The organism is Chryseotalea sp. (assembly GCF_057350905.1).
In genome coordinates, this window is the sequence record NZ_JBMRCF010000015.1 from 59,617 (window position 1) to 74,401 (window position 14,785).

Annotated in this window: 7 protein-coding genes; all 7 read right to left on the bottom strand. The window is 40.0% G+C overall.

Going from position 1 to position 14,785, the window contains the following annotated elements; all coding sequences use genetic code 11:
• Positions 1 to 52: 52 nt before the first annotated feature.
• The 7 genes from ACO1XM_RS16720 to ACO1XM_RS16750 all read right to left on the bottom strand — a co-directional run bounded on the left by ACO1XM_RS16720 (position 53) and on the right by ACO1XM_RS16750 (position 14,554).
• Positions 53 to 775: a hypothetical protein gene (locus ACO1XM_RS16720; protein ID WP_486231076.1), complete on the bottom strand. Its 723-nt coding sequence runs from the start codon at positions 773 to 775 to the stop codon at positions 53 to 55.
• Between the two features lie 10 nt (positions 776 to 785).
• Positions 786 to 5,111 (bottom strand): DUF6443 domain-containing protein, encoded by a 4,326-nt coding sequence (locus ACO1XM_RS16725; RefSeq protein ID WP_486231078.1) that lies wholly within the window; start codon positions 5,109 to 5,111, stop codon positions 786 to 788.
• Positions 5,112 to 5,117: 6 nt separating this feature from the next.
• Positions 5,118 to 6,173, bottom strand: coding sequence for a hypothetical protein (locus ACO1XM_RS16730; RefSeq protein WP_486231079.1), 1,056 nt, complete (start codon positions 6,171 to 6,173; stop codon positions 5,118 to 5,120).
• Between the two features lie 272 nt (positions 6,174 to 6,445).
• A complete protein-coding gene (locus ACO1XM_RS16735; RefSeq protein ID WP_486231081.1) occupies positions 6,446 to 7,594 on the bottom strand; it encodes a hypothetical protein in 1,149 nt (382 codons plus the stop codon).
• A gap of 6 nt (positions 7,595 to 7,600) precedes the next feature.
• Complete coding sequence (locus ACO1XM_RS16740; RefSeq protein ID WP_486231083.1) at positions 7,601 to 8,983, bottom strand: hypothetical protein; 1,383 nt, start codon at positions 8,981 to 8,983, stop codon at positions 7,601 to 7,603.
• 206 nt (positions 8,984 to 9,189) lie between these two features.
• Complete coding sequence (locus ACO1XM_RS16745) at positions 9,190 to 11,055, bottom strand: T9SS type A sorting domain-containing protein (protein WP_486231085.1); 1,866 nt, start codon at positions 11,053 to 11,055, stop codon at positions 9,190 to 9,192.
• 196 nt (positions 11,056 to 11,251) lie between these two features.
• Positions 11,252 to 14,554: a two-component regulator propeller domain-containing protein gene (locus tag ACO1XM_RS16750; protein ID WP_486231087.1), complete on the bottom strand. Its 3,303-nt coding sequence runs from the start codon at positions 14,552 to 14,554 to the stop codon at positions 11,252 to 11,254.
• Positions 14,555 to 14,785: the final 231 nt, after the last annotated feature.

Here is a 14,785-nt window from a genome sequence, read left to right on the forward strand (position 1 = left end):
TAACCTTTCCTACAAACGAGGGCGGGTGGAGTGGTGCTCCCCTTAAATAAATTCAATAGTAGAGAAATCTATATCTCTTAATCTCATCATCATAAAGCGTTGAATCATAAAGCTCTTTATAAACAGTTGAGTCCAGTAAACCATCTGAAAAGTAATGCGTTAAAAGGAGTCGATTCTCAGTATAAAAAGAAATCTTGTTAATTATGCCATTGCTATCATATAAATACGTAATCCTATTCCAGAGGCTATCCTCAAAATGGGTTACTTTATTCTGAAGCAGCCCATTCGAAGAGTAGCTATACACCGAATACTCTCCAGTTATTGTATCATTTTCTTTAATTACTTTTCCAAGTTTATCAAAAGTAAACTCAACTATTTTTTCAACTTCCCCAGTTGAATCATTACTTGGCCATTCCTTGATCGATACACGCCTCCATACCTGATACAGTTTGTTGACTTTTCTATTATACTCAATAAAGTAGTTAGAGGTAACATCACTCTTTGTGTACAAAGCTCTCAAACAATGAAAACTATCATATATTCTCTTCTCTTGATATCCGTGAATATCTTTTTGAACAATATTTCCGAGTGTATCAAAAAAAAACGTGTCCACCCTATTAGGTAAACCTTCGTCAATCAACATAGCCTTTATATTCTTTCCCCAAAAAGATTCCGCATACGGATCTGGGCATTTCAATGGAGTGTTCGAATCAATAGATCTAGTACAGCTGATTAAGAATAGTGCTCCAGTAAAAAGTTTAATGACAATTTTCATTTATTAAAATCTATTTTTTCGCATTATAGTTATCCGTTGCAGATCTTGTTCCATATCTATTCATCATTACACTAATATAAACCTCATTACCTTTATAGCTATTGCTTACTTTAGGCGGATCAAGAATGTATTTCATACCATATTTACTATAATCAGCAACCAATTTGTTTCCTTCTTCCATAACGCCCTGGTCAAGATGACTTCTGTACCCTCTAGTATTTACATTTTTATCTATTGTCTTCGAACTATGTGCTGCTCCATGAATAATGGCTAATGCCGAACCTTCGATTGAATTTTTCTTTTGTCCTTGCGTTCCTATATTATCTTTCTTATGGTCAACAACAATTCCCATCCCACCATCTTCTTCATTAGAAACTTCAGGTTCTTGACCTGTTTCTGCCCATGCATCAATTGCATATTTATAATCTTCGTTTGTAGTTATACTTTTTGCTAATTCCGCTATGTCTTTGCGATTATCGCCAATAACTGCCCAGTTGTCAGTATCATCTAGTTTTTCAGCTTTGAATTTACCATTCTTTTTTGAGTCGAATACACGAACCTCAGTGTTCAAACCCAATTTCTTCAACATTTCGGTTGAAGACCTGGCAATTTTTTCTGCTTCTTCTTTACTGAAATCTCCAGCTATCAATAGATAGATTATATTATCCATTCCATTGGGGTCGACAAACAGTAATGGATTGTTAAATGCATAACCATATGGCGTTGTAATTTCATACCTATCGGAATGGGGATCAATCACTCCCCACCTTCCAATATCACTCATATACATCCTCGCACCATAATCCAGCCAACCAAGATTCAATTCATCTTGCAATTCTTTTCCATTATATAAGTACTTATTCTCTGTGCTACTCTCTTTCTGGTATGAGTTAAAGGCGAGACCGAATGGATAATAATCCTGCACCTGCGTTACTTGTAAGCTTGAGGTGTTTTTGTAGTGCACTACACTGAAATCGTCAAAAAAGGCACTGGCGGTATTACCCACGTTGCTTTCGTTGGCTATGTAAATGTACAAATAACCATCGCTGGGCACGTTCAGGTCAAGGGCAAGTTTTTCAAAACTTGCCTGTGAAGTGATGCCCACGGCATGGAAGCCGTGCTGTACAAAAGCATAGTTGTTGTTAAACAAGATATAGGCCAGATAGGCCTTGGGCAAGCCTGCATTTCTTCCCACCGCTGCTGCTGTAGCAGGAGCCTGGTTGCTGAGTGCCGTATACCCCGCCTCTACCGTGCTGGTTAAACCAAAAGCACCTGTTAGTGCAGTAGCAAAAGCACTGAGTACACTGTTGCTGTTTACCACTTCAGGGCTGCGCGCAAATACTTCCATGCTTACACGCTCTCCGCTTTTCACCTGCAATAATTTGGTGGCACCTACTGCCCTGTTCAAATAGGCATTAAGTTCTAAAGACTCATTGGGTGTTATGAGTTCATTATTAGGTGCGGTGTGGTTATGTGCCACTGAGCGCGCAACTCCTAAATTATTGAAATCGCTCTGTTCTCTGTCCAAAATGGTTTGGGTATCAGTTTCCATCGTGGCCTTGTATTCGGCTACATCCTGCAACAAACCATAGACTACACGTGCATTACCCAGGTGGTCTTTTAAATGGTATTCATATTCCCAGCTTGTGTTGTTTTTAATCGCACGGCCTTCTCTGGTTTGTACAAAAGCGAGTTGGCCTTTTTCGTAATGGATACCGCCTATGTAGTCGGTCTCTCCTACTGTTTCTGTACCGAGCTTGGCAATCTTTTTCAGCTTGGCTCCGCTGGCCGTGTAGGTATAGTCTATGGTTCGTACTTTTCCGTTTTGTGTCTCCAGTTGTACTTGTGAAGGCAGGTTCAAATGGTTGTAGGTAATATTGACAATACCTTTATTAAGGTCGTGCTTCATATTACCATTTTTATCATACCCATATTCTGTGGTCAGCTCCGTAATCTCCGTAAATCCAAAATCCCCTCCCGTTGCTGAAGGATTGTCGTAAGCTGAAATATCATCTACTTTACTGAGTTGATTGCCCAGACCTGCGTAGGCGTAACTCAAATTATCTATCATGGCTGTGGCTCCATTTATTTTAGCCGTACGTTGCAAGGCCGTAATGTTTCCATTTTTGTCGTAGCCTATGTTATGCTCATTGAACATGCCCACATCGGCATTCCAGCTGCCACCGTTGCGTTTGGCATACTTCGCATGTTGCAGGCGGTTGAGTGGATCATAGGCAAAACCATAAATCTTTTCTTCTGGCGCATCTGTTAAATTATTCGTCTTCCACGCGATGGAAGAAATGTTGCCATTGTATTGAGCACTAATGTTATCGCTGCCCACCGTTACACCGCTGTTGTAGTTTAGCTCCATGCCAAATAAGTCGTTGCCATCGTTGTTAACCGTACCATCATTGTTTAACTGTCGGTTGTTGATGTGCGTTAACCAACCGCGTATGTTGTAGCGGTGGTCAACCGATTGTAAAAAGTTTTTACCGCCATCGGTGGAGTGTTGGTTTTTCTCAGTAAGCTCACCCAGTTCATTGTATTTGTGCGCCACCAGCATCACAGGGTTGCCCTGATCCAAACTTTGTGTTACGTTCAATACCCTGCCCCTGTGGTCGTACTCCGTATTGGTAGTACTTACCAGTTTATTGGTACCATGCACCAGGGTGCTGGTAGTGACCCAACTGGTAGTGCCATAATAGGTGTTGGTAATTTTGTTTTTATTGAGCAAGTGGTCATCACTTACATTGTGTATTAAGCGGTAACGGTCATCATAATAATTAACACTGATAAGCCATTGAATGGGCGAAGTATTCAGTATACGTTCTTTCGTAGCGGTAACCAATCCTTTTACGGAGTTGAAATAAGCACCGGCATAATCGTAAGCATTGCCCAGCCCTAGATTTGTTTTAAAGGTATAGTCATCGTAGTAGGTGATGGCGTAAATATCATTTATTGTTGTACTAGTCGGATAGGTTGCGCTTAGGGTGTAGCCAGCACCGTTTGAAGCAATATTTTCAAAGCGAACAGTAAAGCTATTGAGGGCAGTTTGATGTGTGCTCCAACTACTGTTATTGCTTATCTCGCCTGCCATGATGGGTCTGTTTAAAGCATCATACTTAGTAAAGAACCATTTACCCTCTTCTTTCTGCTTGCCATCGCGTGTCATCACCAGTCGGTCCCATCTGTCGTACACCATTTCTACAGGATCAGCCCCAGGCACTTTTTTATACACCATGCGTCCGCGCTCATCATAACGGTACTCAAAGGCCAGTTTACCCAGTAGTATTCTTTTGTCTGCATTACCATAAGCAGTGTAGGTGCTCAAATTAGTCCAGAACTCGGGTTGCAACACAAAACGAAGCCTGTCAAAGTCATCATAGATATAATAAGTGATCGCCCAATGTGTATCATCATAAGTATTGGGCGTGGTCTCCGTATACTGAACTTTCTTAATCAGTGTTTTGCCTTGCTTGTCAACGTACTCTCTCACCTGTTTACCATTCTCGTCAGTGGTGGCATTGATAAATAAAGAACCAGAGGCATAGTTTGCGCTGGTGGCAAGAACATATTCTGTAACCGAAGCAATGCTTACTTCCTGTATGGTAAAAATGGGTAAGGATTCTTCGCCTTGTGTGCCTGTTCCATGCTTATTGATCAAGTAAGCAAACTGAATAGGCTTATTGTTTGGCTGCCATTGGGCACCCGGGGCACCTTGCTTCAACACGCGGTTAAGCGGTGAGGCTTCAAATTCTGTAACGGCAAAAGGATAATTATCTGTTTTAACACCATTGTTGTAGGCGCCTTGTGTTTCGCTATAAAAAGCAGCTTGTGCAGTCGCAGCACTGTTTTTATATAAGCCGTCACCGGGAAAAGCAGCATAAGGCAGGTACTTTTTGTTCTCGCGGCCAAAGGCATCGTAGGCCTGGTGCAATACAATATCGTTGTAGGTAGGACTGCCCTTTACATCTACACTTTGTATAGGTCTGCCCAAACCATCGAAGTATTGGTAGGTCACTGTTTTATCCTTCACGGTATTTGTGCTGATGGGGGCGGTTGTCAGCATTTGTTCCGTTTTGATAAAATTCATGTTCGACTCCACCTCAGGCAAGTACTGATCGGGTGGATAAATAGAAGCCCGGAAAGTGCTGCCATACGGCACTATAAAGGCAGCGCCATTATCATTTGGAAGCAGTCTGATGCTCCTGATGGCTTTCAGGTCGGCAGCACCTGGGTTGTATACCTTCGATTCGATGTCAACCGGAAGTGTTTGTGCCTGCACAAAAGCAATTGAAGTCAAACACAGTAGGGTTAGTAAAAGTAATTTTCTCATGTATAACTATTTTTTCAACAGGGTTGTGATTACTTCATTTTGTTTTTCGTTCTCTTTCTTCAGTTCGATGACGTAGAGCGTCAACTCCTCCACTTTCTTCAGCAACAGCATATTCATCTCACTCAGATTAATACCATTCGTTTCCATCTCTTTGGCAGAGGGCACTTCGGGTAAATGCTTATTGGCTTTAATGTAGTTTTCTATTTCGGTGAGGCTAGGTAATTGGTAGCTAGGTTCGAATACGTAGTCGGGGCCAGTGCCTGCGTTAATATCTACCTTAACTTCGGTGGAGTATACCGTGCCCTTGACGGTAAGTTTTTGCGTGGGGTTGGTGGTGCCTATGCCTAAGTTTCCTTTATTATTAATTCGCATTCTTTCAAGTAATCCATCACCAGTAGCTCCACCCCCTGGGCTAGAATCTTTTGTGTAAAAGAGAATTTCACCACCACCATACGAAGAGGGTAATGCATCTCCCACTCTAACGGATATCACACCTATCTCATCTTCATTGTTGTTAAACGATCTTGTCGAAAAGGAAAGCCTATTTTCAGTTCCATAAGGAACAAACATATCAGGAGTATGGAATTGCAGTTTTAAAATCGTATTTGACGATGGTATATAATTATAATTCACAGTAGACATGATAGATGCATTTCCAAATCGATCAATTGTAAACGTCTTCACCAATCCTGGGCTAGGCTGCTCAGCACCCCGAGCTGGTGCATAGGTATAGAAATTAATTTTACTCCCACCATAGATTCCACTCATATCCATCTCTTTCTCGACACCTATTGCACCAAAGTTTGTTTCACCATTTGACCAGTCTTGAAATTTAAAGTTCAGCCTTGAAATTGTTCCCGCAGGTACAAATCCATCGGGTGTATTTATCGTTAATGTCATTAAATCATTGACTGGACTTGCGATCACCGCTGAAACATTCAGAGAATTTTTCAAGTGAAGCTTACTTGCTGGATTGCTTGTACCAATACCAAGATTACCCGTATTAGTATTGTAAACATGGGTTCCACTGATGTTCCATTGCCCACTAACAGTTAGTGCCATACAAAGAAGGCATGCGACTAAAATAATTCCTTTCATTCTACTTTATTTTTTATTTTAAAATTCAACTTCTTTACGTTGCCCAATAAGTTGTTTTTGTTGATCAGTGTTACTTCAATATACTTCAAAAAGTACAGCGTTGGCTTCTCTATTTTTAAACAGCAGCACAAAAATTACACTAAGGTTCTTATTATTTGTCTTCATGTCTAATAATCTGTTGCCTATCGTCTGAACCATGATAATTGTGATTATTTTGGTTCAGACATTTTGCGACACTACTTTTTACGATTGCTCTTTAGTTCATTTATTTCATTTCGCTGCAACTCATTCTCTTTTTCAATTCTGATCAGATGCAACGTCAGCTCCTCCACCTTTTTCAGCAACAACATATTCATCTCACTCAGATTAATACCATTCGTTTCCATCTCTTTGGCAGAGGGCACTTCGGGTAGATGCTTGTTGGTTTTGATGTAGTTTTCTATTTCGGTGAGGGTGGGCAATTGGTAAGTAGGTTCGAATACGTAGTCGGGGCCAGTGCCTGCGTTAATATCTACTTTTACTTCAGTAGAGTAAACTGTGCCGTTGACGGTGAGCATTTGGGTTGGATTAGTAGTGCCTATGCCTACATAACCAGAGGGTGTGATGCGCATACTTTCACGCAAGTCGGCTTCACCGCTGGCGTTACCGATAGGGTTGGTGTAAAACGCCAGTCCAGTAATCTGCCTCAGCGCATTGTTGTGCTCATACCCGTTAAATCGCAGGGCAGAAATCCTAGCTCCAATCTGATCAGGTGAAACATCGCGGTAACCAGAAAAGTCGATGTTGTACCGGGCTGTCAGCAAGCCTACACCTACAGCAATATTTCCTGCGTCATTCACAGCACCGACTCTCATCCCTCCATTATTTGTATTGCCGATGTGTAGATTGGTGGTAGGTTGTGTGGTGCCTAAACCTAATTTTCCATTTTCGGTTAGCACCATAACATTTCCATATCCACCTTTAAAAAACTGAAGGGAGTTTGTTGTATAGGGTGCAGCCACGCTCCATCGCTCGGAACCATCCTGATTCATAATCATGAATCCAACATTATCCGAACTTCCAGAACCCTGAATAGCTATTCTGTCAACCGCATTGGTTGTTTTAGCATGGAAGAAATACATAGGAGTTGTCAATCCTATTCCAAGTCTGCCGTCCTGCCTAAACGTAGCACCGTTTATTTTTAAATATCGGTCACTCCATGTTGACCACACCAAATTGGTATTTACATCCTGAGTGGCATCCCAGTGTAAACTGTTACCATTAAAAATTCTCGTCTTACCGTTAAAGGAAAATGGGCCATCTTGAGCATTTGCGCTATTGAGTAACCATCCTACACTCAAAAATATTAGCAAGCCTGTACTTACCTGATTAATCTTTATTTTCATGGCTATTTATCTCTTCAGAAGTATTTCAATTAATTCCTGTTGCGCATGAAGTTGCTTCTGTTGCTCAATCAAGTGTAGCGTCAACTCCTCCACCTTCTTCAACAACAACATATTCATCTCGCTCAGATTGATACCATTGGTTTCCATCTCTTTGGCAGAAGGCACTTCGGGCAAATGTTTGTTGGCTTTGATGTAGTTTTCTATTTCGGTAAGCGAGGGTAATTGGTAAGCAGGTTCGAAAACGTAGTCGGGGCCGGTGCCTGCGTTAACATCTACTTTAACTTCAGTGGAGTATACCGTGCCATTGACTGTGAGTTTTTGCGTGGGGTTGATGGTGCCGATACCTACGTTGCCATCGGTATCAATAGTCATCCTGTCCTGAAATACATTATTTCTATCCCAAAGACTGAAGAGCATCTTTGGTTGAACTCCCCAATAGGTTTCTTTTAAAGAAATTCTTCCTTCAATATTGTTATTACCTGAATTATTCCCAATTCCAAAATCTAATGAAACTCCAGCTTTGTTATTCGGGCTACCTGGATTTATTTGCTGAAGTATGAGTGCTGTTTGAACCGAAACGTTGTCTCCATTTATTCCAACTTCTAATGGGCTACGTGGTAAAACGCCAAGGCCAATTCCGACATTTCCTGAAGAATTTATCAAAAACCTAGTGTTCTCATTTATTTGGTTGTCAGTCAATACCTGATCTAATGAGCTTGACGATGGTACATTAACTATCCTGAATTGACCAAAAGGATCTCCCATTATCATAGAAGCTCCATTGTGGCTTCCATTACTGTGTGCTATCCAGCCTTGAGAATTCCGAGCTAGATTTAAACCTATGTAATTATATGCCCAGCCTAATGCTTGACTGTATTGATTGGGTATTTTACCCAGTGATATTTTTGTATGGCCTGAATTAACTTGAAATTCACTTGTTGGTGAAGTAACACCTATACCCACATTTCCATTGTTTAGCACAACCATTTTCTCAGTACCGATTCCAGAAGCTCCTACACCTCTGGTGAAAAAAGCAATACCACCATAATATGGGTTATTGGTGCTATAAGTAGAGAAATCAATAAACGATGAGGGTTTTGAGGGATCAGGTATATCCCATAGACCATATTTGGTTCTCGCATTAACCCCGATGATGTTGTTTGCAGAATTAGTCGTTATGTAAAAAAAAACTGGCCCACCATTCAATGGTTCGAGACTCAAGTTATAATCACCTTTAACAGATAACTTGGTAGGAGGCTCTGCATCTCCTATCCCCACATTCCCTCCATTATAATAAATATTACCTGTAGTCTGATTATCAGGGTTCCACTGCGCAAAAGCGTGACCGGCCACTAGCAGTAGCAGCGTCACCATGAATAAGAATTTCATTGATGAAGATTTAGATAAAATTGTAAAGAGTTAACGCTGCACTAATTCATGCCCGGAACAAAGAAAACCACTAAAAGCTTTACAACAAAATATACAACCTGATTATTGAGTCACTTTGTGTCACTAATGACAAAAAATTTTAAGAAGGCTTTTTTCAAAGACTATAGTTTTCATCCCTTTTTAAGAAGAAAAGCATCCAGAAAAAATCATAAGCCATTCTGAATCAATAATTTCCTAACCTCCACTCTATTTGCACAATATATATACACCATATATACGCCTGCTGCTACATCATGAAGGCCCACTATCCTTTCGGTGCTGGTTTTAACCAGCTTCATCCTGCTGTCGTAAATATCTATACGCTCAAACTCATGTGCCTGAACTGTTACGAAAGCACTAGCCGGATTGGGAAACAAGGAGAATCTATCCCTCCTGTCTCTGTCAACTTTCTCAATCTTTAAATCAGTCGCAGCACCCTCAATATCTATCTGCCGTAATTTATAATAAGTTCTGCCCTCATTATGGCTATCGTCATAGAGTGCATGATAGTTATGCAATACGTTTGAATTACCTGAACCATCAATCTTACGAATCAATTGCCAGTTAAATCCAGCCTTGGATTCAAGAATTTCAAAATAATCGTTATTAAGCTCACTGGCTGTAGACCAGACAAATTCAAGCAGGTCATCACTCAGCGCACTCACATGAAAAGCAGAAAGTGTTATTGGCAATGGGGTTGTATTAATATTGCCTGAGCCAAAAGTGAAGCGACTACCATTACTGATGGCTGATACGTTTTGAAATTGATAACTGTTATTGCTTAGATCGTAAGCACCACTGATAGCAGTTTCATCCGTAAACAAACCATCCTGATCGGTATCAATCAACAATACTAAATCACTGGCAGTAACTGGTCCAAGGTTCTGCAACTGAAAAGTTATACTCAGGCTTCCTAGATCCACAGCCGTGCCTGCACTGCTCACTTCACTTACATACCAAAGGCGGTTAGATCTCGCCTCAACCCCTTCAGGCACATCATTGATTTCAACAGCGGCAAGGGCACCATTGTTATGTCCCCAAAACAAGAATTCATTAGCATCAATATTTGCTGCTTCAATGCTTACGATACCGGTTCCTTGTGTCGATAATCTTGCAGTAGATGCATCAATCCTACCAATGCCTGCGACATCATCATCAAAGGCATTGTCATCGCCTGTAAATAGATTATTCGCTGTTAAGGCAATGTTATACTTCGCGGAGAGGTAATTCTCAATTGTTATCAAGTCCAGTTCATTCAAGGCTTCGCTAAATACAATAAGCTCTGCCACTGCTCCATTAAACCAAAAGGGGTAATCAGCGTTAATCGAACCGCCTGAACCAACAACAAACTGATCGTAAGCACCGGGATTGTGATTAGTAGTAAAACTTCTGGCCGAAAAACCATTTACGCGGACTGTTGTTCCATTACTTACATCTTCCCTGAAAACAACAGTACTCAATAACCATTGATTTGCGCTGAATAATCCGGGTATGGAGCCTGAAGGATGATTAATATCGGGCGGCTCAAAACCTGGCCCTACAAAATTAGATGTGCGAGGCAGGTTGAGATTATTGTCTGTCAGGTACCTTCCCTCCCAATCTGATGCATAGTCTCCCCAAACACCCCCTGCATAGGTAATGAAGGGCTGATACACGGCTAAGATAGTCAGGTTAGGATACAAGGCAGCATTGATAAAGGCATTTGTTAAAATCTGTTGATCAATGCCATTAAATTGGATGGCACTTCTTTGATTTACAAAGTTGGTTGTCAGTGTTGGATTACCAACAATCGTATTTATCACACTATTTCCAGATAAATCTGAAATTTGTATAAGATTACCTCCCCCCACCTGTGCTTGCTGGTTTGCATCAATCCAATAGATGAGGGTGGAGGTTCCGTTTGTATCTCCTACTCCACCAGGGCCTTGCTGAGCAAAGGCAAGATCATTAAAAAAAAATAGAAGTATAAGACAAAAGACCAAGTAGCCACGTTGATGGTAATCATTTAAGACAGGGCATTTTATCATTGTCATAAATTACCAGATTCAGATAATCTGGTTTTAACCAAGATTAATTATTCGCTTAAAAAAATGATAATACACTTATCAAATTCGGAATAAAACTATGCGGAAGAAATACCAAATAATATCTTACAAAGTTCAAATAGAATAATTAAAGGATCAATTGAATGTATCGAGGTGGCAGCTGTGGGAGCTTACAGGCAAATGTTTATGCACTTCTGAAAATCAGTGTAAAGGTACTTCCTTTACCCAGCTCGCTGATGGCCTGGATTTGTCCACCCATCACCTCAATTTGTGTTTTTGTTAAAAAAAGTCCGAAGCCCTTACCCTCACTATTGGCATGAAAGCGCTGGTATAAATTAAATATTTTCCCTTCGGCATAACGCATATCAATACCTATTCCATTGTCGGTAATTATTACAATCACTTCTTCATTACTTCTACGGGTAGAGATTTTAATAATCGGTTGTCGGATATTATCTGAATACTTCAATGAATTATGGACAAGGTTATGGAATATACTCAACACATATGGCTCTATACCTCTGATAACATAATCCTGAAAATCAGATTGATCGATGATCGCATTTTTATCTTTTATATCGATCTCAAGTGTCTGAATAGTGTGTTCCAGCACATGTTGAAGTGAAACGGGCTCAATTAAGCGGCTGGCACCATCGCGTATATTGATGATAGTACCTAAATCAGAAATGATATCATCAAGACTCTGTACACTCTTTTTCAGGTGCTCAATTTCAATTAAATCTTTCTGAGGCAACAACTGCAGGAGTCCCTTGATGCGGGCCAGTGGTCCTCGTATGTTGTGTGCTGTGATGAATGAGAATTGTTCTAATTGAACATTTTGTTCAATTAATCTATTATTTACGTTCTGCAATACAAGCGTACGTTCTTTTACTTTTTTCTCTAAGGAGGAGCGAATCGAGATAAGTTCCTGATTCTGTATTGAGAGTGCCTCTGACTGCGTGCTCAGCTCTTCATTTTGCGCAGATATTTCTTCATTTTGGGTAGCAATCTCTTCATTCATTTTTTGAATTTCGTGTGTACGCGCTGCCACTACCCTCTCCAGATAAATGGACTGTCTCTTCAAACTGGATACACGCCAATAATATAGTAGAATAAAAAATATTAAAGCGCCAACTACCGCTGAAACTAAAAAATAAGGTGACTTCCAGAAAGGTCCGTTTACTGTAACATATATGGTTAATCCATGCTCCTCCCAATCCCCAAACGAATTAGAGGCAAGTACACGCAGGGTATATTTACCCGGAGGCACATTTGTATAAGAAATTCTCGTTTCATCTTCTACAAAACTCCAATCTGCATCAAAGTTCTCTAGTATGTATTTTAAACGAGTTCTACCAGGATAGTTAAACCCTAAACCTGCTACTTCAAAACCAAAATTCTGTTCACCCCATGCCAGTTCAATATGCTGATCACCATACTGACTGATAATGGTTCCATCCTTTAATGAATCTATTCTGGTCTGGTTGATAAAGAAACCTGTTACGATACTTTTCGGTATTGAAGATTTTATTGCATTTGCTTCCGCAGGTTTATAATAGGTTAAGCCATTGATACCACCAAAATAGAAATGGCCAGAGGGGGATTTAAAGAAAGCACTAGTATTAAATTCATTGCCTTGCAAGCCATCTGCTTTTTCAAAATTTCTGATTACTTTTTTCTTCTTTGTATCGAAAGCACAAATTCCTTTATTTGTGCTAAACCATAAATTGCCAGAAGCGTCCTCAAGGATTCCGTAAACAACAGCATTTGGTAACCCCTCTGACTCAGCAAAAGTCTGGAAGCGTTTATTGATGTGATCATACAAAATCAGACCTTGACCCCAGGTACCTATCCACAATGTCCCTGCTGAATCTTCATAGAAGCATTTTACCTGGGTATCCGGAAACTGGCTGCTGCCATTCGAGTCTTTTTTGAACATCTGTGTTGTGGTAATGCCATCACTACCTAACAACCTGATATCCTCTTCAGATTCTATCCAAAATTGACCGTGCCATTTTCCAATAACCATGCTCCGGTAGTCATTAAGCTTTACAGCCTTATTCCTATTAAAATCTACCTGAAACATACCTATGCTAGTAGCTAGTAGAGAGGTGGTTGAATCAAAAGCAAGCCCTGTGAAAATATTTACATCAGCCCCATCAAGTATTGAGATTCCACCAGGAACTACTTCTCTGTCCCTCCATTTCATCAGGCCTTTGGTTGTACACAACCAGATATTTTTATCGGTTGATTCAATCATTTTGTTAACCTGGGCACGATCTCCATTTTTACTTATCACTTCATAATGCCTGCTAGTGTTATTTTTAAGATTCAACACGTCCAGTCCCGAAAAAGTACCTACCAAAACCTGCTCATCGTTATTGGTGTAAATTGATCTGACGAAGTTATTGGAAAGAGCAAGCGGTGCATCTTTAAATGCACCTACATACTTAAAAACAGATAGCTGAGGGTTGTATTTGTTTAAACCAAAACCGTTGGTACCAACCCAAACAACCTGGTCTTTTGACTCATAAATACATGAAATTAAATTGCCTGATAAACTATTGGGATTCTGTGGTATACTTAACAATCTGGATTTAAGTATGCCCTGACTATCATAAATATGCAGGCCGTTACGATACACCCAAAGTTCACCTGTAGATCGTCTTAATAATCCATTTTGATCCGGGTTAAAGTTTTTTGATTCTTGAAAGGTCTCGAGATGGATGTAATTTCTTTTCAGCAAGTCATATTTTAACAACTGTGTTTTTGTCTGAAAGTATATTTCCTGGTTACCCTCGCTAACATAAGCAAAAAGGCTTATTGTATCGGTTAGTAATATCTTCCAGTCATTCGTATTTGTAAAGTGGAAGAAGGCACTTTCTTTCGTCACCACCAATTCACCGACTGATGGAAGACTTGCGTAGGATGATATTTTTTTCCCGGCAAACATAGAATACCTTGCTGAAGGTTTAGCTTCCTGTTTTTCAACATCAAATTCAATAAGCCCTACATTGGTTGATAATAAAATTGAATTTTTATCAACAAAATCAATTTCAAAAATGATAATGGACCCAACTATTGATGAAAGGGTGATGGGGTAATTGATGAACGCATCTGTTTTGGGTTCATAGCGCGCTATAGCATTATCGAATACCAACCAAAGTTGTTGATCCGGATCGAGTGCTAATGTCTTAACATGATTGGTGTAAAGCGAATGACTGTTTTTATTATTATGTTGGTAGATTTTAAATTCTTTGCCATTGTAGCGATTCAGTCCGTCCAATGTAGCAATCCATAAATAACCATATTGATCTTGAGTTATGCTACTAATTGATGATTGCGAGAGACCATCGTCAGTGGAAATGCGTTCAAATCGAATATCGTTCTGAGCAAAAAGATCAACCTGACCTATAACCAAAAAAGACAACAGCAGCCTGAAAGCCACGCCAATTACGTGGAGCCTTCTTCGGAGAAAGAACACCATTTCTATCATGACAGGAGCCAAGTGGCTTAGGTAGAACCCCAATTAAGTTAAAAATAATTGTATTACAAATGATCAAAGTATGAACCTTGATTTTCTTCATAATAAATACATTGTTTCGAACATTAGCCCCATCGTAATAAGCACTGCTTTGCCTTCTTTTGCTATGCTAAGTAAAAGTAGATCACGTTTACCACTATGTTACCTAAACATTTCGATAAATAAACCCATACA

What these genes read in the sequence shown, in the direction of transcription:
- ACO1XM_RS16720 (WP_486231076.1), bottom strand. Translation starts at nt 775, where the DNA reads ATGAAAATTGTCATTAAACTTTTTACTGGAGCACTATTCTTAATCAGC.
- ACO1XM_RS16725 (WP_486231078.1), bottom strand. Translation starts at nt 5,111, where the DNA reads ATGAGAAAATTACTTTTACTAACCCTACTGTGTTTGACTTCAATTGCT.
- ACO1XM_RS16730 (WP_486231079.1), bottom strand. Translation starts at nt 6,173, where the DNA reads ATGGCACTAACTGTTAGTGGGCAATGGAACATCAGTGGAACCCATGTT.
- ACO1XM_RS16735 (WP_486231081.1), bottom strand. Translation starts at nt 7,594, where the DNA reads ATGAAAATAAAGATTAATCAGGTAAGTACAGGCTTGCTAATATTTTTG.
- ACO1XM_RS16740 (WP_486231083.1), bottom strand. Translation starts at nt 8,983, where the DNA reads ATGAAATTCTTATTCATGGTGACGCTGCTACTGCTAGTGGCCGGTCAC.
- ACO1XM_RS16745 (WP_486231085.1), bottom strand. Translation starts at nt 11,055, where the DNA reads ATGACAATGATAAAATGCCCTGTCTTAAATGATTACCATCAACGTGGC.
- ACO1XM_RS16750 (WP_486231087.1), bottom strand. Translation starts at nt 14,554, where the DNA reads ATGGTGTTCTTTCTCCGAAGAAGGCTCCACGTAATTGGCGTGGCTTTC.